A 25422-nucleotide genomic window follows, 5' to 3' on the forward strand; every position below is an offset into this window, starting at 1 on the left:
CTAGGGTCCCGAAGGACCTTACCGCTCGACTTGCATGCTTAAAACGCGCCGCCAGCGTTCGTTCTGAGCCAGGATCAAACTCTCCGTTATCAAAAGTACGGGAACAAGTTCCCGCTTATTTCTTCTTAACTAGTTTATCCTGTCATACTCGCACGAACCGGCTTTTTTTCATTTTCCGTTCGATTTATTTGAATTGACAGAAGCCTCAGGCTTCTTTCTCTTCTCTCTCTTTCCTATCGCTTATCTATTTCAAAGATCGTCAACCAACTCGTGGTCAACGGATAAGGAATATAACTCTTTCTTTATTTTAATGCAAGTGTTTTTTTAAATATTTTTTACACTTTTTTTATTTTTATATTCCAAAAGAAATTATTTTAATATTTCTTTTATAGCAATTCTGATTGACTTTTTATGTTGTTAGTAATATATAGCATTCTCATGGAAAAAGACATGACAGTGGGCTCCCCACTAAAGCTATTACTTAGTTTTACTATTCCTCTATTTTTAGGAAATCTTTTCCAACAGATTTATTCTATGGTAGACACCATAGTAGTTGGAAGATTTGTCGGTGTTGATGCACTTGCTGCATTAGGGTCTGTTGGTGGCTTTGCCTTTATGGTAGTAGGCTTTTCAATTGGACTTGGAAATGGCTTTGCAGTAATTGTGTCACAAGCCTTTGGAGCCAAGGATGAAAGATTAATGAAGAAGAGCTTTGCAATGAGCTTAATTCTTTCTCTTATTATCGGCGCTTTAATATCAATAGTATTTGCATTATTTTCCAAGATACTATTAAAGCTTGTAAATACACCTTCAAATATATTAGATATGGCAAACGACTATATATTTGTCATATATATAGGCCTATTAACAAATATATATTACAACCTCTTTGCAAGCATATTAAGAGCAGTTGGAGACTCTAAGAGTCCAGTTCTATTTTTAGTAATATCATCTATATTAAATGTTATTTTAGATTTAGCACTGGTATTGATTATTCCTCTGGGTTGTACAGGAGTTGCACTTGCAACTGTAATAAGCCAAGGAATAAGTGCAATTATATGTTACTTCTACATCAATAAGAAGCTTCCAATACTTAGACCAGAAAAAGCACACTTTAAGCTTGATAGCCACCTAATAGCTAAGCTATTAAGAATAGGTCTTCCTGGTGCTATTCAATTTTCTGTTTGTGCAATTGGGGTGATTATTGTTCAAATTGCGATCAATAGCTTTGGCTCAGATATAGTTGCCGCATACTCTGTAGGTAATAAGATTGAAAATATTGTTACTCAATTCTTCCCTGCTTTAGGTATGGCTATCTCAACCTATGCAGCACAAAACCTGGGTGCTGGTAAGTTCGATATGATCAAAAAAGGCTTCAGATCTGGCTTTGCTATAATAGTTTCTTGGGCTTTAATTTCATTATTATTAGCTCACACAATTACAAAGCCTCTCTCATACCTCTTCTTAGATGCGTCAACTACAGACCAAAGTATTATCGAGAATGCTCAATTATATATGAATACTATTTCAGTTTTCTTCATCCCACTAGGTATGATATTTTTATTCAGAACGGGCTCCCAAGGGTTAGGCTCAGGTGCAATTCCAATGATCTCATCAATTACAGAGCTAGTGCTTAGATGTATAGCAGCTTTTACTCTCCCAGTTTTTATGGGATATAGAGGTGTGTGCTTATCATCACCTGTAGCCTGGATTGGGGCTGCTGTAATACTTCCATTTTGCTACATAGCACGAATGAGAAAAATTAAAAAGCACCTTATGCTTACACCTTAATTAGCACTCTAGGCTGAAGAGCTATGCCATCAGCCTCAAAGGTCTCCTTAGAGCCTAACGTTGCTTTAGAGGAAGACCTTAATTGAAGTGCTATTTTATTTCTACTTTCTTCTATATCAGAGCTGCTTGAAGCTAAAATATTGCTTCTAAAGGCAGCTCTTAATTCAGGTGTTATTCCATATAGATGTCTTCTAAAGCCGACAATTGCTCTATCAGAAGGAGCTAGTGGCTTTAGAAGCCTACCAATAATTGAGAGCTTTGCGTTTTCAATATCCTTTTCCTTTATTTCAAATGTATTTATTACACTCTCAATAGTTTCATAGGTCTTTTTTATATTTGGATCATTATAGGTTGCTATAACAATAGAGCCCTCTAGAGAGTCAACGATCATCTCAACGCCATAAGCACCAGAGCACGTTCTTACTGCATCCCATAGTGCTCCTGCTGATAGCATAGCAGATAAAACCTCCTCTGCAGCTTCCTCTTTACTTCCATATATTGAGGAAGGAAGAGCTATAGCATTATATGATACAGGAACAGGTAATGGATAAAATATACAGCTATCCTTCTCTGTTATCTCTCTATCTATTGGAGTTACTATATTACTTTCCTTAAATTTTGATAAAAACTCCTTCACGATATTTATTGAATACTCACTATCACTGCTTTCCAATGTTAAGTGGATAAGATATCTACCTCTTTCCTTAAGGCTTTCAAAGAGACCTCCAAGCTCTTTTGCTGCACTTTCAACCGTCATTTGAGATAAAGCTTGCCAAGCCTTTATTCCCATTACATCCTCACCTAATGAGAGTGATGGAGAAAGAGACGCAGCAGCTGCAGAGGCTGCAAAGGAGGTTGCTGCATATGTTATATTTTCTTGAAAGTCTGTTTTTATATCATTTAACGCACTTTTTACACTTTCAATATTTGAAATATCACACATAGTAAGTAGTCTAAATAGCTCAGTTAAGGCGCTCTTTAGGTTTTCCTTTAGCACCTTCATTCTAATCATCAATGAAGCTCTAGTACTACCATCTTGGTTTTTACCAGTTTCTAAATAGAAATTAAGTGAGCCAGTTAAGAGTCTTAAGGATCTATGTATTAAACTCTTTTCTTCTCCAACTATTCCAGCTACAGTTAGCTCTCTACTTAAAATTGAATAATAGGTAAGATCCTCGCTACTCTTATCAGATAAATCGATAGCACAATCGAAGTAAATTATTCCTCCAGTAAGCTGCTTTTGAACTATTATGCTATCAATAATCTCATCTGCGATTGTATTACCCTTTATTGGCACATCTTGTAGCATTAGTCTTGGGATTTTATTTTTATCATCCTCACTATCAGGCTTTGAGATAAAGGCTTCAAAGAGCTTTTCATCAGCGATAGTCTTTTCATTTACCATTTCAATGGCCATTTTCTCTAATAGCTTCTCATCCTCAGATGCCTTTTTATCATCTGAGATTACAGTAAGAGTTAATCTATGATTATTATTTACTAATTCTCTCTCGATAAATTCATTAAAGATATTTGGATTCTCCTGCCAAGCACTTCTAACCTTTGCAATTGAAACAGAAGGAGCTAAATCCTCAATAATATTCTCTCCCCTTACCCATGAGCGAGAGCAACGCAATAGCATGCGAAAGCCATTAGGAATTCCGCCAGGAATTTCACGAGAAGCAAACTCCTGTCTTCTAATTGCAGCTTCTATTAAATCCTTATCTAAACCCTTTTGAGCAATACTCTTTAATGCTGAAATGATAAAGCTCTTTGCTTCTTCTATTTTCTCACTTTTTACACCTGTTAAGCCAACTAGGAATGGAATTTCAAAGAAATCACCGCTCATTCCACTTTGAGATGAAATATCATCTGCTAGATTTGATTCTAACAGAGCACTGTATAGCGGACACGATGGGCTTCCTAAAAGCGCATCTACTATGACAGACATAAACATTCTATCGAAAGCAGATGTATTTAATAGAGCTGTTAAAATGCTAACTATTACAGTTATTCTGCCATCACCCTCTGCTGAAGAGGAGTAGCAGATTTCTTCTCTTGGCTTTTCCCAGCGTATAGTTTTTTCATAAAGTGGGAGCTTTTCTCTTTTTTCCACACCCTTTAAATATGATGACAGTATCTCAAGCTTTTCATCGACATCAATATTTTGACCATATAGAAATAGGCCACCATTTGATGGGTGATAGTACTTATCATATGAAGCTAAATACTCTTCATAGGTAAGAGTAGCTATACATTTAGCATCTCCTCCGGAAGAGAATGAATACATAGTATTAGGAAATAAATCTCTTAATGAGTGTGATGAAACAACACTCTCATGTGAAAGAGAATCAGGGAGCATTTCATTAAAGACAACTCCATCAAAGGAAGGAGGATTGCTTTTTACTCTAATTCCCTCTGCAAGGAAGGTTTCCTTCCTAAGGAGCGGGCGAAATACTGCATCACTATAGATTAAGAAGATATTATCTAAATCCTTCTTTAATGGAGAAGCAGCTGGGTATAGAGTTTTATCTGGAAATGTTAGTGCATTAAGATATGTATTACAGCTTGAGCGTGATACAACACTAAAAGGGTCTCTTAATGGGTATTTTTCACTTCCTGATAAAATCGTATGCTCTAATATATGAAATACACCATTACTACTTGATGGGTATGTTTTAAATTGATAACAGAAGAAAGCTTCTTCATCCTTTGCATCTATATAATACACTTCAAAGCCAGATGGATGGCGAAAGAGAGTAGCACTCGCATCCATATTAGGTATTACTTGCTTTGAAATAAGCTTAAAATCATCCATAAGCATTAAAATATCAAAGTAAACGATGAAAAACAATTATACAAATGATATTCTCTATATAGAGGTTTATTATGCATGATTTTTCTACTCCTATGTTCCTTGGACATAGAGGCCTTCCATCTAAATATAGAGAAAATACTTTAGCTTCCTTTAAAGCTGCTATTGATAGCAAAGCTGATGGCATTGAATTAGACATTCATATTACTAAGGACAATAAGCTTGCTGTTATTCATGATCACAGCACAAAGAGAACTACTGGTATAGATGAAGTAGTCGAAGAGCTTACTATGGATGAGCTAAGGGCTATCGATAAGGAAATTCCAACATTAGAGGAAGTTTTTGAGCTTTTTAAGGATAAAATAATCTATGATATTGAGCTTAAGGAAAAGCCATTTGTCTTTTCAAAGCTCCCCAATATAGCCCTAGAGGTAATTAAAAGGTACAAGCTAGAAGATAATGTGATGATATCATCCTTTAATCCTTTTCCTTTGAGAGCCTTTAAAAAAGTGTGTAAAAATATTCCAACAGCTATTATCTATGATGCAGTTCCATCTGTTCCACGCATAATGCAGCATGGAGAGGGTAAGCTAATTTGCTCACCTAATTTCCTAAAGCCTGGTATTAATGTAGCAAAGCAACAGCTAAAAGCAAGTAAAAAGCCAATCTCTGTTTGGTGTGTTGATACTAAAAAAGAGGCTGAGGAGTTTATAGCTCTAGGAGCTAAAGTTATAATTTCTAACACAGTAGATGAAATTAGATTATAGTAGCTCTCGGGCTCGAGCACTATATCTCAAGAAATAAATAGAATGAAAATGAGATTATTCTTTAAATAGACCGTGTTCGCTCCAAGAAATTTTTAATTGAAAAAAAATCGTCACTATCAATCTTAGTAGAACTAGTGGCGATTATTACCTTTCCAAGGTAGTAATTCAAAACTAAATTCCTGTAATGGTTTCATAATCAAACATATTTTACATCTTTAGATAAAATCTATGGAGGAAAGATAGTGACATAGAGTTAGGGATTCTTACCATATTCTTCTATGATCAATAGCTATAATGTAGCAATCCTTCTTTATAAATTCACGTCTTTAATCTCATATAATATAATCTTATAGATACCTTGTTATCTGAGATGCCATTAATGTGCCATATGAGGTAAATAGCTCTTGGTTGACCTTTTCCCAATCAGGCCCCCAAGCTACACTTTGAGTGTCATAATCATAATAGAGCATCTCACCACTCTTTAAATCTGCTAAGACTGTATAGCCTTGTGATGAAGTAACGTAATCACCAGTAGAGGTTTTATGTATTGTATTTCTACCTACTCTTGACCATATTAAATATCTTTTATCTGCAAATCTTTCCTGAGCAGAGGCTAATACCTCCTCAAACTCATTACCGTTAATTATTGCATTAACAACCTTTATACCATCCTTTTCAAGGTAGCTTCTAAAGGCATCTGAGGAGTAGGTAGTAGGAAGCTGTTCACCATTTTCATCCCACTCACTAAAGGCTATTACAATACCATCCTTAGCAACTTCGCTTACTATATTGTAATCGAAGGTAATTGTTGTCTCCTCAATCTCCTTTTTTAGCGCCTCAGATGGTAAAGCCTCTGTAGCGATATCAAGGGAGAAGGTTACACTTCCAATATTTGCCATTCGAGGAAATTTCTTATAAAACTCAACCTGCCCCTTTTCATCTGTTATTTCACGATATGAATATTCAAAGTAGCTTCCAGAATGGTCATGGACCATAATCGTAACTAAAATTGGGGCTTCAACTACTCTAGGTGAGAGAGCACCTCTATCTCTTGAGACATTTAAAATACACTTACCACTATTAGGGTCTACATCACTAAGCTTAAATTTAATATTTTTAGCAATTTCAGTTGCACTATCTAAGAACTCTTCCTTAGTGTAGGAAAGAGCTGGCCCCTCATTTAATATTAAAGCAGCACTAACATAGCAATTTAGGGTATCTATATCATTATTATTCTTATAATACTCTATAGCCTCTTCCTTTAAGGCTGTTATGCGACGCGCTCTATCTAATTCTAATTTATATTCCTCAGATCTCTTACTATCAAAGAGAGCCTCATCTGCTACAGCTAAATAGTATAAAGTTCCAGAAACTTCACTATAATCAATAATTTCTAAGCCTAGCTCTGCAATAGTTCCTAACGTTGAAAGCTCTCGATAATAGGTACCTGTTACCTCATACCCTAATTCCTCAGAAATCTGTGCTAATAAATCACGATAAATTAAGTTTGCTCTTTGGTTTTGGTTTTCAGCATTACTGCTACTAACAAAATAGATTAACCCTTTTTTAGTTGGCTTTTGAATAGCCCAGGTTGGAACACCTGTATACGCAGCTTCCATTATAGTTGATAAGCTAGAGCAAGCAGTTAAGAAAATAGAAATTATAATAATAGCTATTATCTTCCTCATCTAATTACTACTCCTAGCTTTAGCTCTGTATTCTCTAGTAGTGCATATTTACTATCCTTATTAAAAGCAATAGTTTTCTCAAAGCCTACAGTAAAGCCAAAGTGCTCATTAAGCATATTACTAAGATATATATCCCAGCCCGCAGAGTAAACTACTTTTTTATTATATCCAATATAAATAAAAGCCTCTGCAACGATGGATGTATTTCTTAATAGAGAAATTGCTCTTGGATAAAATGTCGATAAAGGAAGGCATGTACTAACGCCTACTCCACCTAAATACGATGTAGTATTATATGCATTACTAACAACCTTAAGCTTTATCGCAGGATTAAATGGATATAATAGGCTTTGGTTTTTTAATGTTATATCACCATTAAGTATAAGTTTTGGAGAGAAAATTAAGCCTGTAGCTATGCTTATTACATATGGAGAGGCCTTCTTAAGCTCTAATCCTGTGACTAATTTTTTAGAATAAAGCCCTAATAGAGTAGAGGCTGGATTATTCTTATCAACAACCATTAGGGCCAGCTTTTTGCCATCCTTATTTAAAGCATAATATAGGCTTCCCCGTTTTAAAGGTGCAGTGCTTGAAAAGGTTTTTTGGTAGAAATAATCTATTTTTTCATCACTTTTACTATCAAAGGCTTCATTATATAGCAAAATTGAGTCGATAGCCTCATCGACATAATCTTTTGCTATTGGGGCTCTATACTCTTTATCAAAAAGAGATAGAGTTAAAATAGAATTGGAATATGAGAGAAAATCTACTTCCTCATCATAGCCTAAGTTATCGAGGTATTTTACAAGCTTTCTCTCAAATTCCTGTAGCTCATCATTTTTTTCATCAAAGGACCAATTAACACTCGTCTTAGCAAATAAAGGGAATGTAATTACGGTCACAATTATGAATAAAATAATTTTCTTAATCACTTAGCCCACCACTTCACTATAGATAATAGTAAATTAACAGCTGAATTCATGCTATCGACAGGAACCCACTCCTCAAGAGAGTGAAAGTTATGTCCTCCAGTAAAGATATTTGGACAAGGAACTCCAGTTTCTGCTAAGCGAGCACCATCTGTACCGCCTCTAATAATAGTTTCATAAAGCTCTAGTCCAATAGCCTTTCCAGCTTCCATAATACTTGTAGTAGCCTCAGGGACCTTACTATTTGCATCAGCCATATTTCTATAGCTAATTGTAGTTGAGATCTCAATCTTTGCATGGTATATAGAAGCGATAGCTTCAGCTATTCTTTTACTTTCTTCTATTCTAAATTCAAAATTAGCTTTATCGAAATCACGGATAAAAAGCTCAGCCTTTGCTTCTACACTAGTTCCCTCAATTCCTAATACACAGTAGTAGCCATAACGACCATCTGTTGATTCAGGACTCTCTGACATAGGTAGTGTTGTAATTATCTGAGATAGTACTGTGATAGCATTGACAAGCTTTCCTCTAGCAGAGCCTAAATGCATTGATACACCTGATACCTTTAGCTCAAGAGTTGCAGCATTAAAGCATTCAGCCTCAACCTCACCTTCTCTTCCACCATCAAAGGTATAGCAGCATTTACTCTTTAATAGCTGGTATGGGAACTTTGACATTCCACTTCCTGTTTCCTCATCTGGAGTAAAGTAAATCTCAATATCTCCATGCTCTATTTCTGGGTGAGACACAAGATATTTTACAGCCTCCATTATTTCACTTACTCCTGCCTTATCATCGGCACCAAGTAAGGTTGTACCATCGCTTGTAATAATCTCTTTACCAATGAAGGATGCTAAATCAGGGTTTTCAGCGGCTTTAATTGTTGTTCCACCATTAAGAATAATATCTCCACCCTCATAGATAAATTTATTAGCCTTTACATGGTTTCCATCAACATCATCAGCTGTATCAACATGAGCCATAAAGCCAATTGTTGGGATATTTTCCTTATTAGCCTTTAATACACCTCTTACTACAGCCTCTTGCCCTAGATATGTCTCTAGACCTAGCTCATCTAGTTCACCTTTTAATACATTTAAAAGCTCTATCTGTCCATCTGTGGTTGGTCTTTTCTTTCCAGCAAGAGAAGGATTACTCATTGTGTCAAATTTTGTATAACGCAGAAAACGTTCTGCAACGCTTTTTCTAAAATCTTCCATAAAAGTATTATGGCATAGCGGTTAATTTATTTAAATAGTTTTTAGCAAAAGAAGAGTTCCCCGAGAGGGTTATTCTCGGGGAACAAGGAGAGCGATGGGGGAAGAAGAAAAAGATCATTCAGATTGAGTATTAATTTTCATCATTAATATCTTAGAGGAGTCATTTCCTGTGATAAACATATATACTCCACTATTAGAAATAGCTGCCCTTTGAGGTGTAATTTCTAAATCAGTCTTTGCTACAAAGGTAAGGCTATCATCCTCCATTAAATATTGTGATATTGAGTTATCACCAGTATTTAAGGCATATAGGTATGTACCCTTTTTATCTGTAAACATATAGTTTGTATTTAAGCTAGAGCCATCCTCTGTTCTAGAGACTGTACCAACAACGCTAAGACCACTATTTAAATTACCTTTACAGATAACGAAGCTATCGCCTACAGCAACTGCATACCTTATTGATTCTGTATCAGGGCTATTCATGATAGCTATTGCACTTGCTCCTACAAGTCTTGAGTCCTCAAATGCCTTAGTCTTTAAGGTTCCATTAATAGCCTTTGAGCCAGCTGCCTTACCCTCTGGATTTACATAACCAATGCAGTCTCCATCATCTGAGGATGCAGTAATTGAGTAATCAATAAGGCTACCATAATTAACAGTTCTACCACTTCGTACAAAGTTATCACTACTACCTGGAGTAGTATTAGAATTTGTTAAGTGTCTCAATGATATTGCTGTAACTTCATCACCATAGCCTATAACTCCAAAGGATCCAGTTACCCAGCTTCCTGGATGAACAATGTCATATATTCTATCAAATTTAAGTGCAGCAGTATGAGGGTAGATATTACCTGCACAATTTACTAGGTTAATTAGTGAGCAGGTATTCTTATCATAGGTCCACCTTAATGCAGAGTTATCACTATCAGAAATCATTGCTACAATGTTTCCGGTATTTAATACTCTAATCTTCTTAATTGCCTTGTTTATAGCTACACTATTTTCAAGCTTCAAGGAGTTTCTTACGATAGAACAAATTGATGCAGTTTGATATGTATCAGATACTATCAAGAGCTTTCCATCTGGAAGAAAATCAATATTAGTTCTACCACCAATTTTAATATCTCCATTTTCAATTACACCAGCGAGTACAGGCTGTCCAGTTACACCTAAAACAGCAGCTTCAAAATTAATTTGTGTTGAGCCCGTTGAGCCTAGCATCTTAGTATTTGCAATAATATCTAAGCGATGCATACCTGGAACTGGAGTAATAGAGGTCTTTTTATCAGATGAGATAAATTTACCATCTAGATACCATTGAATAGTAATATCCTCTGCACTAATTCCTTGAGTGTCTAATTCTATATCATACTTTTTCTGAGCAGTTAATACTTGGCCATTTTCAATTCCTGTTATTACACAATTAACAGGTGTTCCAACCTTATTTTCAAGAGTTATGTGACCAGCAATAGCAGGAGCATCATCAAGATTTAGGCTAATAGATCCAGCTGTAGTTTTTGCATCAACAACTCTAACAGCATCAATTGCACCTGAAACCTGTACACTACCATCATATAGTATAGCATTAGAGGTATATGAGCCTGCAGGAATACCCTCTAAGCTTAGAACTGCAGCACCAGATGAAATAGGAGGCTCAATTGTCCTATTTTCGGTGTTATCTACACCCTTAAAGGTAATTACAAGCTTTGGACTCTTTACCAGGCTACTATTCCAGCTATAGGTTAGAGAAACATTACCAGTACCCTTTAGCTCATTTAAAATTACAGTTGCATTAGTATTAGTATCGTTAAGATTAAAGGTTGTACTACCAGAGACTAACACAGTTCCATTATCATTTTTGCCATCTGCCTTAATATTCCACTCTCCAAGGGCAACGCCTTCAAGGATGAAGGTATTTCTCTTAGTTGTGTACTTAAATATTTCATTAGATGGACTTGTACAGGTAAGCTCATAGTTTGTAATACTAAGATTTACATCTGTTGGAGTATAGGTTCTAGATACTTCCTTTTCCATTGTAATTCTCATATCTGCTGTATTCTTCTTTGCTTCACAAGATATAAATAAAGCTAGAGATAATATGAGCACGATAGCTAAAATTGAATTAAGCTTTTGTCTTTTCATTTTGCCTCCAATTGCATTGAATGTGACCATATCTTTATCTCAACATTTGGCTCGATGCAAATTTTTTGGTATGATTTTTTTTAGGAGTCAAAAAATGAAAAAATTACTCTTATTTCTAATGCCAGTAATGCTATTTATTATAGTGTTTATTCCAATTAAAAATAATTTAATATATTGGTCTCTATATATTGTTTTATTTGCTCTCTTTTTCCTTTTCTATAAGCTCGATACAACTGTTAAGCAAAAGGACCTAGAGGACTTTTTAAAGGGTAGGCCCTACTGGAGTATAAAGGCTGGATATATAAAGATTAACAATAAAACTCCTGACATATATAATGGGCTATTAGTCATATGTGATGATAAGCTTATCTTTGTAAAAAGAGGAAGTGGAAAGAAAAGAGTTGAGACTCTTATTGAGAGAGATATTTCTGAGATTAGTACATACACTATAGGTAGGGTTGATGACTACCATGAGGGTATTACCTTCACCTTAAATAACAAGGAAGAGCTACAGTTTTCATCAAAGAGTATAAAAAATGAGGAGGAGGCTCTAAATCGCGCTTTAAAGTGGTCCTAAACCGGTTTTATACCTTCTTTGAAAAAAATATTTAAAAATTAAACACATTTTTTCTTGCAATCAAATTTTAACGGCTGAAAAACACGCATTTTCGCCGTTTCACGCGTTTAAACGCCCATTTTTATAAAAGTTGTAAAAATTAAACACACTCATACCACATAGCAGGATAGTTTTTAAATAACATTAAACCATGAAGAAAATCACCATGTTAATTGTTATTTCATCTTCTATTTTATTGCTACCTGCAGCTTCTATAAATATTGGAGTTGATGCCCTCTCTATAGATAGTCTTATTAACTCTAACTTAGCTATCAGGGGTGAGGTAAGTGCTAGCTATGATGATATTAGAATAAGCTCCTATTTAGGCTTTTACAAAAGCTCTGACAGAGACTCTATAGTTAATGCTGTTACTACCTCTCTTAGCTTTGATTACTATCCCTTTGAAAGGGGTGGCTTCTATTTGGGTGCCAGCTTAATTGATTACACATTTTTATTTGGTTTAGATGCTCCTCAGGAGCCATCTGTTTTCTTAACTGCTATTAGGACTGGTTATACCTTCACATTATTTAAGCACCTCTCCTTAGATTTTAGAGCCTCCCTTTTTGACAGCGCAATTAGCGCTATGGGCATCTCAATTAAGCAGCTTTCACAGTATAGATTCTCACTTATCGTTAGCTATAGGTGGGATTTAGAAAAAAATTCTTACAAGGAGGACGCCTCTAATAAGGAGGCAATCGCTTATGAAAATGAAAATTGAAAAGCTTGTAGCACTAATGCTTCTCATCGTAATGTCATTTTCAACATTAGTAGGATGTACACTCGATGCAGCAGCTGCTGGTAAGGTCTCTGAGAAGGAAATTCAAAGCAGAGTCGCTAGAATCATTGATGAGGAGCTAGAAAATGTACTCCCACTCTTAGAGGAAAATGATGACCTTGAGTTTACTGATTCAACTGGACGATCAATTGATATTCGCTCCTTAAAGGGCTCTGATATCGTTGCTCGAGCAATTGAGGATGGTGGAGAGGAGTATATTAACTTCTCATACAAGGTTTTAACAGCAACTACAACAGATGAAATCGTCAAGAGTGCTAAAGGCTTAGTAAGTGACGAAGATTATCAAATGCTTGTTGAGAAAGCAAAGGAAGAGGAGGAGCATGCAGCTAGAATTTTTGAGGAGCAATCAAGACAAATGACAATGGCTCAGCAAAAGGAGCTATACAAGGATTTAAAGAAGCTTGTTATTAAGGCCGTAGTCCTTCTAACTGCAGGACTTGTTTATGCTTGCATTCCAAAGGTAATGGTTTGGGGTAAGGTATCTGCTGCCTGTGCAGTAGCAGTAGCGGCAGGTGTAGTTGCTTCAGGAATCATGACATTCTTTGAGTATAGGAGATTTGGAATTCCAGGTGATGACCTTCCATCCTTTGAAAGCTGGCTTGAAAGTATCTATAAGGACTCTTACTCAGCTTGGGCTCTTGCTGCCTCTATGATAGCAACAGGAACTGCAGCAAAAAGATCTCCTGTAGTAACGGGACTAATAATAGCCGCCTTCTCTCTTTATGGAGTATTAGAGGGAGTAAGACCAATTGCAAAGAAATATAATTTTGCGATTTAGTTAACAAAGATAAAAAAGAGGTTCAATATGGATGAAATTTCAAAACAAAATGAGGTTTTAAAGCTTGTAGCACTAATAAATAGTAAAATAATATCAATTCAGCAAGCCTTAAGCTTACTTAATATGAATCTGTATGAGTTTATGGATATAGTAAAGAAAAACCATGTAATTATAAACATTTAATAAAAGAAAACACCTCTATCGAAATAACGATAAGAGGTGTTTTGTTAATCTAGTAATAATTATTACCAGGTACGACCAGCCATTTGTCTAAACTGTGCAACTGTTGGTGTATGAGTATTAAGACCACCATCACAGGTTAATACTTGACCATTCATATACTCTGCTTCATCACTTGCAAGGTATACACAAAGGTGACCAATATCCTCTGGATGACCATAGCGCTTACCAAGAATATTAGATAGGAAGATATCTTTGAGAACTCCTGGGATACGTGCTTCATTCTGAGGAGTTACGATTAGACCTGGGCGAACACAGTTACAGCGAACACCACTTGGGCCATACATACATGCTACATACTCTGTAAGCTTATCAACACCAGCCTTAGCACATGCATAAGCAATAGTACCGAGATCACCACCAGCACTTGCCATAGAACCAATATTAATAATGTTACCACCCTTTTCATTCTTTAGAAGATAAGGGAGAACCTCTTTAATCATATTGAAGGTTCCACCTAAATCGGTAGCTACTACAGCATTAAACTGATCGAAGGAAATCTCATCTACACGACCATCCTTCATTCCCATACCTGCAGCATTATTGATTAAAACATCAATACGACCATATTTATTAGCAACATCCTCAATTAATGCATGCATTGAATCGCGGTTTGTTAAATCGAAAGCGTGGAACCAAGCCTCACCACCATCATTAATGATATCATCTACGACCTTCTGACCACGTTCTACGTTTCTACCTGTAATAATAACCTTAGCAGCTTCCTTTGCACAAAGCTTTGCAATACCAATACCAATACCACTAGTAGAACCAGTAATAATTATAACTTTATCCTTTAATCTATCCATAAAAAATAAACCTCCTTATTTCCAATATAGCATTTTTTTATTAAATTAGAGTAAAAAATTTCAAAAAAGTTGCTAATTTATCCTTCATTATTCCTTATATTCTATTTTCTTATTAGACATATATAATAATTTCATCCCAAATAATCATATGAAATTGAATAGCTCCTTGATACAGGCTTTCCCCTATTAATTACCTTCTCAGCATCCTTAAGGTCTCTATATAAACGACTATTTCTAAGAGTAATTCCCCCTAAAGAATCAAGGAATTTAAGAGTACAAAACTCTCCAGATACTCTTATCACAGTAGCCTTTCTGAGACTCAAATTGTTTTCAATAAAATATACTAATTCACCAATATTATAATTCATAGCTAAAGCCTAAGAAGGCTAGCTGAGGATGGTCAATTTTATCAAAACAAAAAAGTAGCTAAAAAAGCTTAAATTTTTAAAAAGTAATACTTAGGTAAGCTTTTTTCACTTTATATAAGAAAAGGACCGATTGCTCGGTCCTTTTGTACTTCAAGAATAAAACTAATTCTTGTAAACAGGTACTTCTTTATAGGAAGTATGTAATAGATGATGTGCCTTCTCAGATAGAGGAGCTTCAAAGAACTCACTATAAATCTTCTGTACAGATGGATTTTGGTGAGAACATCTCTTTGCACAATTCTTATCATCTGTATAAGAACCACTTGTTCTCTTACTTCTAATCTCATCATCTGTACCAAGAGGCTGTCCACCACCAGCAATACAACCACCTCTACATGCCATGATCTCGATGAATTCATAAGGAGCTCTTTCACCTCGAGCTTTAGCATTTCTTATCTCATCAAGAACCTCTTTTGCGTTAGCCATACCATGAACAACACCAAATCTTAAGGTTGCTTTTCCATCGACATCAATAGCACCATGTCTGAACTCACCTCTACCACGAACTGTCATGATATCTGGATCTGATAGATCCTTTCCAGTGATAGCATTGTAAGCTGTTCTTATTGCAGCCTCCATTACACCACCAGTTACACCAAAGATAGTTCCGGCACCTGAGTATTCACCAATAGGACTATCAACCTCAGTCTCGGGAAGAGAAGCAAAATCAATACCACGCTGACGAATAATACGAGCAAGCTCTCTAGTTGTTAAAACTAAATCAACATCATCGTAGCCTGAGGACTTCATGTGCTCATCTCTCTTAATCTCAATCTTTTTAGCTGTACAAGGCATAATTGCAACAGAGTAAACATTAGCTGGGTCGATACCCATCTTCTCTGCCCAATAGGTCTTTGTAATAGCACCCTGCATCATCATAGGTGATTTAGCGGAAGAAAGATTTTCAATTAAATCAGGATAATACTTTGTTACATACTCAATCCAACCTGGACAGCAGGAGGTAAGCTGTGGAAGTACACCACCCTCACTTACTCTCTTAACAAGCTCACTACCCTCTTCCATGATAGTCATATCTGCTCCGAAGTTGGTATCAAATACATAGTCAGCACCTAAGCGCTTAAGAGCTGTATAGATCTTTCCAGTAGTAATTTCACCTGCCTTAAATCCAAATTCCTCACCAAGAGCAACACGTACAGCTGGAGCAATTTGAACTGCAACAACCTTCTCACTCTTTGAAGCCTCATGTAGGAATGTACCACCCTCATCAAGCTCATAGATTGCACCAACTGGACAGTGAGTTGCACACTGACCACACTTGATACATGGGCTATCATTAAGAGGAAGGCTAGCAGCTGGAGTCATGAGAGTTGAGTCACCTCTACCGATAAATTCAAGCGCATAAACACCCTGTAGGCTCTGACAAACCTGTACACAGCGTCCACACTTAATACACTTACTTGGATCAAGAACAATTGTACCTGTTGACTTATCCTTTGGAAGATCAGGAATTCTCTCTTCGAAAGGCTGCTCTCTAATTCCATACTCAACACAAAGCTTTTGTAGCTCACACTTATTGTTTCTAACACATGTTAAGCAGGAAGCTGGATGAGTTGACATAACAAGCTCAAGGATTGTCTTTCTAACCTCAAAAAGCTCATTATCGTGAGTTATAATTTTCATACCCTCGGCTGCAGGTGCAGAGCATGCACGAATAATCTTAGCACTGCCCTCCTGCTTACAGACACAAAGTCCGCAGGAGCCAAAAGGCTTTAAATCTGGATGGTAGCAGAGGGTAGGAATTCTAATCCCTGCTTTTCTTGCTGCCTCAAGGACTGTTGTTCCCTCTTCGACAGTTACTTCAACACCCTGTATAGTAAGATGAATAGCCATTTTTTCCTCCAATATTACTCTATGCTGATAGCGCCAAACTTACATGTCTGCTTACAAACGCCACACTTAATACAAGCACTTGTATTGATAGAGTGAGTCTTTTTAAGTTCTCCTGTGATTGCACCAACAGGACACTTCCTAGAACAAGCTGTACAGCCGATACACTTCTGTGGATTGATAGTATATCTAATGAGCTTTTTACACTTACCTGATGGACATCTCTTTTCCTTGATGTGAGCTTCATACTCCTCAGGGAAATATCTGAGAGTTGAAAGTACTGGGTTTGGAGCAGTCTGACCAAGTGCACAAAGAGAGCCCTTCTGCATAGCAAGAGAAATTTGCTTAAGCTGCTCAATATCCTCAGGAGTACCATTACCGAGTGTAATTTTATCGAGAATATTGTATAAGCTCTTACCACCAATTCTACATGGGAAGCACTTACCACATGATTCATCAACTGTGAAGTTGAGGTAGAATTTTGCAACGTCTACGATACAGTCATCCTCATCCATAACGATCATACCACCAGAACCCATCATAGAACCAATTCTCTGAAGACCGCCGAAATCAATTGGAGTATCGAGGTTCTCTTCAGTAATTACACCACCTGATGGTCCACCGGTTTGTACTGCCTTGAACTTCTTACCATTAGCAATACCACCACCGATATCAAATACAATTTCGCGAAGAGTTGTTCCCATTGGAACCTCAACAAGTCCTGAGTTCTTAACCTTACCAGTTAATGCGAATACCTTAGTACCACGGCTATCTGGAGTACCTATCTTAGCAAACTCAGCACCACCCTTTGCGATAATAACTGGTATATTTGCCCAGGTTTCTACGTTATTAATTACTGTTGGCTTACCCCATAGACCCTTAACTGCTGGGAATGGTGGTCTAGGGAGAGGCATACCACGATGACCCTCAATAGATTGTAATAGAGCTGTTTCCTCACCACAAACAAAGGCACCAGCACCAAGACGAATCTCGATATCATAATCAAAGCCGGAGCCAAGAATATTTTTTCCAAGTAAGCCATATTCACGAGCCTGCTTCATTGCAATTTCTAGACGGTGAATAGCAAGTGGGTATTCAGCTCTAATGTAGATAAAGCCCTGATGAGCACCAATTGCACGGCCACAGATAGTCATTGCTTCAAGAACTGAGTGTGGGTCACCCTCAAGAGTTGAGCGGTCCATGTAAGCACCTGGGTCTCCCTCATCTGCATTACATACAACATACTTTACATCGCCCTCTGCCTGCTTTGTAAAATTCCACTTCATCCAGGTTGGGAAGCCTGCACCACCACGTCCACGAAGACCAGATGCCTTCACTTCATCGATAATCTGCTCTGGAGTTAACTCAAAAAGCGCCTTTTCAAGTGCTACATAACCATCATTTGCAATGTAATCATCGATATTTTCAGGGTCGATAACACCACAGTTACGAAGTACGACACGAAGCTGCTTCTTATAAAAGCCGATATCCTCAACCTCTTCTAGAGGCTTCTTTGGAGCCTTATTATATAATAGACGTGTAACCTCACGACCCTTAATAACATGCTCACTAATAATCTCTTTAGCATCCTCAGGCTTTACCTGAACATAGAAGGAATCTTCAGGGAGGACCTTAACGATAGGACCCTGCTCACAGAATCCAAAGCATCCAGTCTTAATAACCTGAATTTGATCACCTACACCCTGTGCCTTTGCTTCCTCTATAAGATTTTTATAAATCTGATCTGAACGAGATGATTCACAGGCGGTACCACCACAAACAAAGATATAATTCTTAAAACCCATCTCAAACCTCCAGATCGATCTTGTGGCTCTCTAGGATCTTTCCACCAATGATGTGCTCATCAACGATACTTTTAGCCACCTTAGCATCAACATGACCATATGCTACAGAACCTAATGTTGGAGTATGTACCTCTACAATAGGTTCATCCTTACAAGAACCAGCACAGCCAGACTGAGTAACAATAACGTTATCAAGTCCTTTTGCTTCTAGCTCATCCACAATCGAATTTAATACAATCTTTGCTCCAGCCTGGATTCCACATGTTCCCATACAAACTACAACATGTGTATCTCTTCCATGGATAGAGCGCTTTTTTAAACGCTCACTTTCGCTACCACGAAGGCTTCTTAATTCTTCTAATGACAACTTTGCCATTTTGGGACTCCTTTATTACAAATCAAACATTGAGAACCGTTTTTTAAGAGCTGATAAAGCTCTAACACTGCTTAAGGTTCCAAATTCAACCTTCAAAGCATCGGAGCTAATCCTCTCATTTAGGACCTCTGAACAGAACACAAATTCGATAGCTACCTCATAATCAGCATAGGAGAATATAAACGGAAGTACTTCACTTAAAGGACTACTTTCTGCAAGTTTCATACGATAAAAAAGAGTTGTAAAACTATTTTCTCTTTTAATTGAACAAGATAGTGCTTTTTCTTTTAAAAGAAATAAACCATTTCCACGGTTTTTCCCTTTGGTCGACACACCCTTAGAAAAGACATCGCAAGAAAACCCTTCTCCGTCATCCGTAACCGTTATGTCAACAAACTCTTGGTATCTTTTATAATCTATTACTATCCTATTTGCCCCTGCCTCAAGACTGTTAGCTACAGCCTCAAAGAGAAAGTCCGGCTCTCCATGGCTCATTCAAACTTATCCAATATTCCTGCTATTTGGTTCTTTGTTACCTTACCAAATACCTCGCCATCAATTGTCATAACAGGTGCAAGACCACAGCAACCAACACAACGAACAGCTTGTAGAGAAAACTTACCATCCTCTGTAAGGCCATCAATGTCTAAACCCTTCTGTACACCAAGCTCTTCAATAATCATATCACCACCCTTAAGGTAGCATGCAGTACCAAGACAAACCTGGATATTATACTTACCTGGCTTGTTGAGCTTGAAGAAATGGTAGAAGGTTACAACACCCCATATTGTGGCTAGTGGGACATCGAGCAAGCGAGATACCTCATCAGCAGCCTCTCTTGAGATATAACCGATCTCAGACTGTACACGATGGAGTACCATAATAAGATTGCCCGGTTTGTTCTTCCACTCTTCGATAAATGAAAGTAGATCATCAGAAAACAAACTCTGTGACATAACTCCTCCTAAGGTTTTTGTTATTTGTAATTGTACATTACTTTACCCCATTTATTCAAATGTTTAAGCCTACTTTATATTCTTTTAAAGAATAACAGTTAAAGATTGAATCTCATTTATTTGACTATTATTGCAATTTAATATACCATAATTCACATTAAAAGGGAAAAATAATGAATAAGGACATGATAATTCGCGTTACACGCTACTATAGAGCGCTAAATAGATTACGAGCTATTGGTTTAGAAAAAGTTTTTGCACATAATCTTGCTGATGCCGCAGGAGTATCCCCATCAATCGTTAGAAAGGATTTTTCCTTACTAGGTATTCATGGTCAAAAAAGAGGTGGATATGAAATAAAGGAATTAATAGAAAAAATTGGTTCTATCCTAGGTAAGGGCGATAGTCAAAATGTAATAATTGTAGGTTGTGGAAGAATTGGTAAGGCACTAATGAACTACCAAGGCTTTGAGCCAGATGGAATAAAAATTGTAGCTGGCTTTGACTCAGACCCTGTAATCTACTCAGATCCGGCATCTCCAATTCCAGTATACCCTCTCTCACGCTTAGAGGAGGTAATAAGAGTACACTAGGTAAAGGTTGCTATAATTACAGTTCCTGAGTCTAGTGCACAGGAGTGCTACATGCATCTACTTGAGTATGGAATTACAGGAGTTTTAAACTTCTCTCCAATAACTCTAAAGCCTCAGCGCACAAGCTCAGGTATTATTCCTGTAGTACATAATATAAATATTGGTCTAGAGCTAGAGCAAATATTCTACGAGCTTCAATTTAATAGTTAAAGCTTAATAAATCTAGCCATAGAAAATAGATATTGCTGGCAAAGGGCAGGATAAGGCTCAAAATAGGAAAGCTCCTTTCCTGGATAGTAGGTATTAAGCACCTTCTTAATCCAAACATCAATTGGGAAGGCCTCCATCCTATGGTAACCAAATAAAAGGATACAGGAAGCAACCTTCTTGCCTACACCAGTAATACTCATAAGTCTCTTTTCAGCTTCATCGTAGCTTAAAGCCTCAAGGCCCTTTAGGATATCTGCCTTTTCAATTGCATCCATGATATATCTATCACGAAAGCCCACCTTAAGCTCTCTAAGCTCACTAATAGTAACTCTTTCAAGCTCCTTAGGGGTTGGGAAGGAATAATATCCCTTCTCTACTTCATGACCATAATTAACACAAAGCTTATCATATAACCCCTTAATCCTCTTAATATTATTATTTTGACTTAATATAAAGCTAATTAATGTAATCCAAGGATCCTGACGCAAAATTCTAAGTGTTGGGAAATTCTCTACTGCCTGCTTTAACAATTCATCCTTTTTACTTATTTCAGCTCTTGCAGTAGAATAATCAAAGTCTAAATCGTAATAGGCTTTAAGAAAGCTATCCTGATAAAAATCCTCTTCCTTTTTGACTCTATATACTCTTTCATTTAATACTGCACTAAAGCAATCTGCTTCCTCGCTCCAGCTAAAGCTTTGTCCACCAGTTAAAATCTCTCTAAGTTCATCCATAATTAATCACCAAGAGTCAATTTTAACGCAAAATGGTCAGAAAAGCCACTCTCAGAAGAATTATCATATGCCAAAGGAAAGCCATCCTTACTGACACTTGGCAAATTTAGAATTCTAAAACTATATTTCTTTGTATCGATAATACTCTTTGAAATTAGTATTTTATCATAAAAGTACCACCTACCATTATAATTATAGGTGCCTTCAGAGTTTAGAGGATAATATGAATCCTCCGTAGCATCATAAAATGCATTATCATTAATATTATTAATATCATTACAAACAAATATAGAATCAACACTGTCAGAAAAGCTAAGTAAATCATCATTACTAATAACAGTATTAAAGTCTCCAAGGATAATAACATTCTCATCCTTATTAATAAGCCCCTTAAGGTGTCTTGCCAAAAGCCTTCTTTCCTTCTTATTTTCTTCCTCATCTCCAAGATTACTTTTTGCATGTAAAGAAAATATTCTATATAAGCTTCCATTTTTAAATAGTGTTAGTGACATAAATGGACGTGAGGAGCCACTATCGTGGATTTGAACCTCATTTGGTTTTATTTTACTTATAAAACCAACCGTAGTTGGTATGTTATCAACTCTTGCTAAACCGTAGTAAGCATAACCACGGCGTCTTAAGCTATCATTAAGTAAAGCTTCTAAGACTCTTTCACTTTCAACTTCTTGAAGAAATATAATATCAGCTTCAAACTCTTCACTCTTAAATAGATTGCTATAAAGCTCTACTCTCTTTTGAAAATCTCTTGCAGTATAGCCACTATGAGGCCTAAAGGAGGAGTGCTCATAACCATCATCGATATCATCAAAGAGGTTATACAGGTTATATGTAATAATAGATAGAGAGTTTTTCTCAACCTTTAAATCATTATTACAAGAAAACAAACATAGAGTTATTAAAATAATAAAAATGTACTTCATATAAATAATACACATTATTTTGAAAAAAAATGTAAAATAACACTATGTCCTCTAATTTAGCTATTGTTGAATATCTTATTGACAACATTTCAGAGTGTGGAGATATTGCTTATAAAAAGATGTTTGGTGACTATTGCATCTACATTGATTCAAAGGTGCTAGGCTTTGTTTGTGATGATATTTTCTATGTTAAAAGAACTGATATAGGATTAAAAGCCTATCCAGATATTGAGATGGGATATCCATATGAGGGTGCTTCACTTTATCCAATTTTAGATATAGAAAATAGAGAGCTCTTAATTGATTATATAAATACTATAAAGGAAGCGCTTCCTGAGAAAACAAAAAAGAGGCCGAAGCCTCTTTAATCATAGCTCTGATTTACTATTTATTATCTTTGAAATAAGTCCGTATTCAAGAGCCTCATCACTAAATAGCCAGTGGTCTCGCTCTGTATCCTTAGAAACCTCTTCAACACTCTTTTTAGTTGCATCAGCAATTACTTTATCGAGCTTTGCTCTTAAGCGCTCAATGACATTTGCATGAATTAATACATCGGTAGTTACACCCTGCATCTTAGAAAGAGGCTGGTGGATCAAATAAGAGGAGTTAGGAAGACCTACTCTTCTTTCACTAGGCACAGCTAAAAGCACTAAGGCTGCAGCAGAAGCAACAAGCCCAAGACCAACCATAGTTACAGGAGCTGAGATAAATCTAACTGTATCATAAATAGCAAAGCCACCATCAACATCACCACCAGGTGAGTTGATATAAATTGTAATTGGGTCTGAAGACTCACTATCTAAAACAAGTAGCTGTCTTATTACTTGGTCAGCACTTTCCTTTGTTATCTCACCTGTGAGCATAACGGAACGAGTTTTTAACAATTTATCATTTAATGCAGGATTCTCTGCTATCTCTTTCTTCTTTTCTTCACTCATGTTTTTCAGTATAATCAAAAAATTGATAGTTGAAAAGATAAGAGGTATTTTATGAAGTGTGCAACAGTCTCTGTAATTGGAAGACCAAGTGTAGGTAAATCAACATTAATAAACACAATATGTGAGATGAAGGTATCAATTACAGCACCTACTCCACAAACAACTAGAAATGCCATCAGAGGTATTTATACAGACCAAAGAGGACAGCTTATCTTTACAGATACTCCAGGCTACCACCTAAGCGATAAAACTATCAATAAAAGGATGCAGGATATTACAATCTCTGCTCTCTCAGATAGCGATATCATTCTTTACATAATCGATGCTACAAGAGCTCTAAAGGAGGAAGAGGAAGCAATTAGCTCAATACTCTCAAAGGTAAAGGTTCCAATTGTTTCACTTCTAAATAAGAGCGATGTTTTAACAGATGATCAAAAAAAGGATGCTAAATTCTTTTTAGAGCAAAATGTAAAGAGTGCTGAGGTTCTTGAGTGTAGTGGCTTAAATGATGAGGGTGTAGATGAGGTTCTTATTGCCCTATTTAAGCTTGCTAAGGAGGGAGAGCTATTATATTCAGAGAATGCTTATACAGACCAGCCTCTAGAATTTAGAATCTCTGAAATTATCAGAGAGAAAACTATTAATTTACTAACAGATGAGCTTCCTCATGTAATATATGTTGAGGTTGCCGATATCGAGTATAATGAAGAGGAGCAAAGTGTTTGGGTAAGAGCCTTTATTATAACAGAACGTGATGGCCAAAAGGGCATCATTGTTGGTAAGGGTGGTGAAAACATAAAGAGAATTAGAAAGGAAGCCTTTAAGGAAATTAAGAAAATATTCCCAGGCTCTACTCTCCAATTAGACTTGAGAGTAAAGGCTCAAGCTAAATGGAGAAATAACCAAATAGTATTAGATAAAATCTTTAGGACTCTATAAGATTTCTAATTTTTTGCATTCTTTCATCAAGCTCTGCACTTTGATTTGCACAAATTAATAGCTCCTGCTGAGTTAGAAGATTTATCTCCTCTGATAAATTCTTCTTATATCTAAGTCTATGCTCAAGGTTTGCCCAAAACTCCATAGCAATAGTTCTAAGCTGTACCTCAACTCTCATATACCGCTTTCCACTCTCTAAAAATACAGGGGTTTCAACAATTAAATGTAGGCTTCTATATCCATTTTCCTTAGGATTCTTAATATAATCCTTTTTACTAATAAGCTTGATATCATCCTGCTTTAAAAGGCAATCTGCTAGCATATAAATATCATCAACAAAGGAACAAATAACTCTTACACCAGCAATATCATCGAGCTTAGAAATAGCATCTGAGTCTATTGGAATATTCTTACGTATTAATTTCTCTCTAATACTCTCTGGAGACTTAATCCTAGTCTTTATCATAGAGATAGGATTTCTTTCATGATCTAAAGAAAAACGCTCATCTAAGACCTTAAACTTAGTTTCAACCTCCATCAATGCACATTGATAGCAGGACATCAACGATTTAAGGCGCTGAAGGTATTCGTGAAAGTCCTCTTTAACTCTCTTCATTGACTCATCGTCACTAAATAATTGAGCAAGCTGCTCTGCTATTTTATTATTATCCTTTTCCATTATTTTTTAGCCATAGATTTTAATAGAGCAATTAATTCAAGATCACTTTCTGTTATTCTAATGCTTGTTTTAATCTGTTTATCATCACCTGGCTTTTCAACAGTAACTCTAAATACTGTATCCTTCTCAATAGGAGAGGATGCCATAAAGGAAAGGAACTTAACAAATTGAGGATGGGCAGTTGAAAACTTATCCCATGCACCCTTAAATTTCATAATCTCGGAAATATTCATATATCTATTATAATATTTAAGGGGCTGTTAAAAAACTCAAAAGTTCTTTAGCAGCCCTATTTTTATGCAAAAATAAAGCCCGGAGCTAGAAAACCCGGGCAAACATGGTAAAATGTAATCGCCAAATTCATTTACCATGAACAAG

The 25422-nt window shown here is 36.4% G+C and carries 25 protein-coding genes, 1 rRNA gene and 1 pseudogene; 9 read left to right on the forward strand and 18 right to left on the reverse strand.

Annotated features, from left to right (window positions below; genetic code table 11):
• Window positions 1-90 (reverse strand): 16S ribosomal RNA (locus FYJ80_RS10335); the annotation flags it as partial.
• Between the two features lie 321 nt (window positions 91-411).
• On the opposite strand from FYJ80_RS10335, the gene FYJ80_RS10340 reads away from it, so the two are divergent.
• Complete coding sequence (locus FYJ80_RS10340) at window positions 412-1791, forward strand: MATE family efflux transporter (RefSeq protein ID WP_328596784.1); 1380 nt, start codon at window positions 412-414, stop codon at window positions 1789-1791.
• Here FYJ80_RS10340 and FYJ80_RS10345 read toward each other — a convergent pair.
• Entirely contained in the window at window positions 1781-4606 is a 2826-nt protein-coding gene (locus FYJ80_RS10345; protein ID WP_206361068.1) for an insulinase family protein, read from the reverse strand. The genes FYJ80_RS10340 and FYJ80_RS10345 overlap by 11 nt on opposite strands.
• A gap of 71 nt (window positions 4607-4677) precedes the next feature.
• On the opposite strand from FYJ80_RS10345, the gene FYJ80_RS10350 reads away from it, so the two are divergent.
• Window positions 4678-5370, forward strand: coding sequence for a glycerophosphodiester phosphodiesterase (locus FYJ80_RS10350; RefSeq protein WP_154426645.1), 693 nt, complete (start codon window positions 4678-4680; stop codon window positions 5368-5370).
• Between the two features lie 347 nt (window positions 5371-5717).
• On the opposite strand, the gene FYJ80_RS10355 is transcribed toward FYJ80_RS10350, so the two are convergent.
• The 4 genes from FYJ80_RS10355 to FYJ80_RS10370 all read right to left on the reverse strand — a co-directional run bounded on the left by FYJ80_RS10355 (window position 5718) and on the right by FYJ80_RS10370 (window position 11355).
• Window positions 5718-7058 (reverse strand): hypothetical protein, encoded by a 1341-nt coding sequence (locus FYJ80_RS10355; protein ID WP_154426647.1) that lies wholly within the window; start codon window positions 7056-7058, stop codon window positions 5718-5720.
• The gene (locus FYJ80_RS10360) at window positions 7055-7990 is read right to left on the reverse strand and encodes a hypothetical protein (RefSeq protein ID WP_154426649.1); all 936 of its coding nucleotides are present in this window, start codon (window positions 7988-7990) and stop codon (window positions 7055-7057) included. The genes FYJ80_RS10355 and FYJ80_RS10360 overlap by 4 nt, the downstream gene beginning before the upstream one ends.
• Window positions 7987-9210, reverse strand: coding sequence for a peptidase T (pepT, locus tag FYJ80_RS10365; protein ID WP_154426651.1), 1224 nt, complete (start codon window positions 9208-9210; stop codon window positions 7987-7989). The genes FYJ80_RS10360 and pepT overlap by 4 nt, the downstream gene beginning before the upstream one ends.
• A gap of 114 nt (window positions 9211-9324) precedes the next feature.
• Entirely contained in the window at window positions 9325-11355 is a 2031-nt protein-coding gene (locus FYJ80_RS10370; RefSeq protein ID WP_206361069.1) for a beta-propeller fold lactonase family protein, read from the reverse strand.
• 94 nt (window positions 11356-11449) lie between these two features.
• On the opposite strand from FYJ80_RS10370, the gene FYJ80_RS10375 reads away from it, so the two are divergent.
• The 4 genes from FYJ80_RS10375 to FYJ80_RS10390 all read left to right on the forward strand — a co-directional run bounded on the left by FYJ80_RS10375 (window position 11450) and on the right by FYJ80_RS10390 (window position 13728).
• A complete protein-coding gene (locus FYJ80_RS10375; protein WP_154426655.1) occupies window positions 11450-11932 on the forward strand; it encodes a hypothetical protein in 483 nt (160 codons plus the stop codon).
• A 190-nt stretch (window positions 11933-12122) separates the two neighbouring features.
• Complete coding sequence (locus FYJ80_RS10380; RefSeq protein WP_154426657.1) at window positions 12123-12689, forward strand: hypothetical protein; 567 nt, start codon at window positions 12123-12125, stop codon at window positions 12687-12689.
• Window positions 12673-13545: a hypothetical protein gene (locus FYJ80_RS10385; protein WP_154426659.1), complete on the forward strand. Its 873-nt coding sequence runs from the start codon at window positions 12673-12675 to the stop codon at window positions 13543-13545. The genes FYJ80_RS10380 and FYJ80_RS10385 overlap by 17 nt, the downstream gene beginning before the upstream one ends.
• A 27-nt stretch (window positions 13546-13572) precedes the next feature.
• Complete coding sequence (locus FYJ80_RS10390; protein WP_154426661.1) at window positions 13573-13728, forward strand: hypothetical protein; 156 nt, start codon at window positions 13573-13575, stop codon at window positions 13726-13728.
• A gap of 62 nt (window positions 13729-13790) precedes the next feature.
• Here FYJ80_RS10390 and FYJ80_RS10395 read toward each other — a convergent pair whose 3' ends face one another.
• The 7 genes from FYJ80_RS10395 to FYJ80_RS10425 all read right to left on the reverse strand — a co-directional run bounded on the left by FYJ80_RS10395 (window position 13791) and on the right by FYJ80_RS10425 (window position 20007).
• On the reverse strand, window positions 13791-14594 hold the full coding sequence (locus FYJ80_RS10395) for an SDR family NAD(P)-dependent oxidoreductase (protein WP_154426663.1): 804 nt from the start codon (window positions 14592-14594) through the stop codon (window positions 13791-13793).
• Between the two features lie 131 nt (window positions 14595-14725).
• Window positions 14726-14962 carry a hypothetical protein gene (locus tag FYJ80_RS10400; protein ID WP_154426665.1) on the reverse strand — a complete coding sequence of 79 codons (237 nt, stop codon included), beginning with the start codon at window positions 14960-14962 and terminating at the stop codon, window positions 14726-14728.
• Between the two features lie 162 nt (window positions 14963-15124).
• Window positions 15125-16873: an NADH-dependent [FeFe] hydrogenase, group A6 gene (locus tag FYJ80_RS10405; protein ID WP_154426667.1), complete on the reverse strand. Its 1749-nt coding sequence runs from the start codon at window positions 16871-16873 to the stop codon at window positions 15125-15127.
• A gap of 14 nt (window positions 16874-16887) precedes the next feature.
• Complete coding sequence (locus FYJ80_RS10410) at window positions 16888-18675, reverse strand: NADH-quinone oxidoreductase subunit NuoF (protein ID WP_154426669.1); 1788 nt, start codon at window positions 18673-18675, stop codon at window positions 16888-16890.
• 1 nt (window position 18676) lies between these two features.
• Window positions 18677-19051, reverse strand: a complete 375-nt coding sequence (locus tag FYJ80_RS10415) for a (2Fe-2S) ferredoxin domain-containing protein (protein ID WP_154426671.1) — start codon at window positions 19049-19051, stop codon at window positions 18677-18679.
• Between the two features lie 15 nt (window positions 19052-19066).
• Window positions 19067-19546 carry a hypothetical protein gene (locus tag FYJ80_RS10420; protein ID WP_154426673.1) on the reverse strand — a complete coding sequence of 160 codons (480 nt, stop codon included), beginning with the start codon at window positions 19544-19546 and terminating at the stop codon, window positions 19067-19069.
• The gene (locus FYJ80_RS10425) at window positions 19543-20007 is read right to left on the reverse strand and encodes an NADH-quinone oxidoreductase subunit NuoE family protein (protein ID WP_154426675.1); all 465 of its coding nucleotides are present in this window, start codon (window positions 20005-20007) and stop codon (window positions 19543-19545) included. The genes FYJ80_RS10420 and FYJ80_RS10425 overlap by 4 nt, the downstream gene beginning before the upstream one ends.
• Window positions 20008-20192: 185 nt before the next feature.
• Here FYJ80_RS10425 and FYJ80_RS10430 point away from each other — a divergent pair.
• A pseudogene (locus FYJ80_RS10430) lies at window positions 20193-20810 on the forward strand (redox-sensing transcriptional repressor Rex).
• Here the strand turns inward: FYJ80_RS10430 and FYJ80_RS10435 are convergent.
• Window positions 20807-21544, reverse strand: a complete 738-nt coding sequence (locus FYJ80_RS10435) for a DNA-3-methyladenine glycosylase family protein (RefSeq protein WP_154426677.1) — start codon at window positions 21542-21544, stop codon at window positions 20807-20809. The pseudogene FYJ80_RS10430 and the gene FYJ80_RS10435 sit on opposite strands and share 4 nt — an antisense overlap.
• Before the next feature lie 2 nt (window positions 21545-21546).
• Entirely contained in the window at window positions 21547-22485 is a 939-nt protein-coding gene (locus FYJ80_RS10440) for an endonuclease/exonuclease/phosphatase family protein (RefSeq protein WP_206361070.1), read from the reverse strand.
• A gap of 44 nt (window positions 22486-22529) precedes the next feature.
• Between FYJ80_RS10440 and FYJ80_RS10445 the strand changes: the two genes are divergently transcribed.
• Window positions 22530-22853 carry a TfoX/Sxy family protein gene (locus FYJ80_RS10445; protein WP_154426680.1) on the forward strand — a complete coding sequence of 108 codons (324 nt, stop codon included), beginning with the start codon at window positions 22530-22532 and terminating at the stop codon, window positions 22851-22853.
• Here the strand turns inward: FYJ80_RS10445 and FYJ80_RS10450 are convergent, their stop codons facing one another.
• Window positions 22854-23426, reverse strand: coding sequence for an ATP-dependent Clp protease proteolytic subunit (locus tag FYJ80_RS10450; protein ID WP_154426682.1), 573 nt, complete (start codon window positions 23424-23426; stop codon window positions 22854-22856).
• Window positions 23427-23477: 51 nt separating this feature from the next.
• Between FYJ80_RS10450 and era the strand changes: the two genes are divergently transcribed.
• Window positions 23478-24365: a GTPase Era gene (gene era / locus FYJ80_RS10455; RefSeq protein WP_154426684.1), complete on the forward strand. Its 888-nt coding sequence runs from the start codon at window positions 23478-23480 to the stop codon at window positions 24363-24365.
• Here era and FYJ80_RS10460 read toward each other — a convergent pair.
• Window positions 24352-25044 carry a GTP pyrophosphokinase gene (locus FYJ80_RS10460; RefSeq protein WP_154426686.1) on the reverse strand — a complete coding sequence of 231 codons (693 nt, stop codon included), beginning with the start codon at window positions 25042-25044 and terminating at the stop codon, window positions 24352-24354. The genes era and FYJ80_RS10460 overlap by 14 nt on opposite strands.
• Entirely contained in the window at window positions 25044-25277 is a 234-nt protein-coding gene (locus FYJ80_RS10465; protein ID WP_154426687.1) for a hypothetical protein, read from the reverse strand. Before FYJ80_RS10465 ends, FYJ80_RS10460 begins: the two co-directional genes overlap by 1 nt.
• Between the last annotated feature and the right edge of the window lie 145 nt (window positions 25278-25422).

Origin of the sequence: Bullifex porci (assembly GCF_009695635.1) — a bacterium.
In the GTDB taxonomy this organism is placed as follows: Bacteria; Spirochaetota; Spirochaetia; order Sphaerochaetales; family Sphaerochaetaceae; genus Bullifex; species Bullifex porci.

What these genes read in the sequence shown, in the direction of transcription:
- FYJ80_RS10410 (WP_154426669.1), bottom strand. Translation starts at nt 18,675, where the DNA reads ATGGGTTTTAAGAATTATATCTTTGTTTGTGGTGGTACCGCCTGTGAA.
- FYJ80_RS10345 (WP_206361068.1), bottom strand. Translation starts at nt 4,606, where the DNA reads ATGGATGATTTTAAGCTTATTTCAAAGCAAGTAATACCTAATATGGAT.
- FYJ80_RS10450 (WP_154426682.1), bottom strand. Translation starts at nt 23,426, where the DNA reads ATGAGTGAAGAAAAGAAGAAAGAGATAGCAGAGAATCCTGCATTAAAT.
- FYJ80_RS10405 (WP_154426667.1), bottom strand. Translation starts at nt 16,873, where the DNA reads ATGGCTATTCATCTTACTATACAGGGTGTTGAAGTAACTGTCGAAGAG.
- FYJ80_RS10415 (WP_154426671.1), bottom strand. Translation starts at nt 19,051, where the DNA reads ATGGCAAAGTTGTCATTAGAAGAATTAAGAAGCCTTCGTGGTAGCGAA.
- FYJ80_RS10385 (WP_154426659.1), top strand. Translation starts at nt 12,673, where the DNA reads ATGAAAATGAAAATTGAAAAGCTTGTAGCACTAATGCTTCTCATCGTA.
- FYJ80_RS10350 (WP_154426645.1), top strand. Translation starts at nt 4,678, where the DNA reads ATGCATGATTTTTCTACTCCTATGTTCCTTGGACATAGAGGCCTTCCA.
- FYJ80_RS10420 (WP_154426673.1), bottom strand. Translation starts at nt 19,546, where the DNA reads ATGAGCCATGGAGAGCCGGACTTTCTCTTTGAGGCTGTAGCTAACAGT.
- FYJ80_RS10355 (WP_154426647.1), bottom strand. Translation starts at nt 7,058, where the DNA reads ATGAGGAAGATAATAGCTATTATTATAATTTCTATTTTCTTAACTGCT.
- FYJ80_RS10380 (WP_154426657.1), top strand. Translation starts at nt 12,123, where the DNA reads ATGAAGAAAATCACCATGTTAATTGTTATTTCATCTTCTATTTTATTG.
- FYJ80_RS10440 (WP_206361070.1), bottom strand. Translation starts at nt 22,485, where the DNA reads ATGAAGTACATTTTTATTATTTTAATAACTCTATGTTTGTTTTCTTGT.
- FYJ80_RS10340 (WP_328596784.1), top strand. Translation starts at nt 412, where the DNA reads ATGTTGTTAGTAATATATAGCATTCTCATGGAAAAAGACATGACAGTG.
- FYJ80_RS10390 (WP_154426661.1), top strand. Translation starts at nt 13,573, where the DNA reads ATGGATGAAATTTCAAAACAAAATGAGGTTTTAAAGCTTGTAGCACTA.
- FYJ80_RS10425 (WP_154426675.1), bottom strand. Translation starts at nt 20,007, where the DNA reads ATGTCACAGAGTTTGTTTTCTGATGATCTACTTTCATTTATCGAAGAG.
- FYJ80_RS10375 (WP_154426655.1), top strand. Translation starts at nt 11,450, where the DNA reads ATGAAAAAATTACTCTTATTTCTAATGCCAGTAATGCTATTTATTATA.
- pepT (WP_154426651.1), bottom strand. Translation starts at nt 9,210, where the DNA reads ATGGAAGATTTTAGAAAAAGCGTTGCAGAACGTTTTCTGCGTTATACA.
- FYJ80_RS10460 (WP_154426686.1), bottom strand. Translation starts at nt 25,044, where the DNA reads ATGGAAAAGGATAATAATAAAATAGCAGAGCAGCTTGCTCAATTATTT.
- FYJ80_RS10465 (WP_154426687.1), bottom strand. Translation starts at nt 25,277, where the DNA reads ATGAATATTTCCGAGATTATGAAATTTAAGGGTGCATGGGATAAGTTT.
- FYJ80_RS10400 (WP_154426665.1), bottom strand. Translation starts at nt 14,962, where the DNA reads ATGAATTATAATATTGGTGAATTAGTATATTTTATTGAAAACAATTTG.
- era (WP_154426684.1), top strand. Translation starts at nt 23,478, where the DNA reads ATGAAGTGTGCAACAGTCTCTGTAATTGGAAGACCAAGTGTAGGTAAA.
- FYJ80_RS10435 (WP_154426677.1), bottom strand. Translation starts at nt 21,544, where the DNA reads ATGGATGAACTTAGAGAGATTTTAACTGGTGGACAAAGCTTTAGCTGG.
- FYJ80_RS10445 (WP_154426680.1), top strand. Translation starts at nt 22,530, where the DNA reads ATGTCCTCTAATTTAGCTATTGTTGAATATCTTATTGACAACATTTCA.
- FYJ80_RS10395 (WP_154426663.1), bottom strand. Translation starts at nt 14,594, where the DNA reads ATGGATAGATTAAAGGATAAAGTTATAATTATTACTGGTTCTACTAGT.
- FYJ80_RS10370 (WP_206361069.1), bottom strand. Translation starts at nt 11,355, where the DNA reads ATGAAAAGACAAAAGCTTAATTCAATTTTAGCTATCGTGCTCATATTA.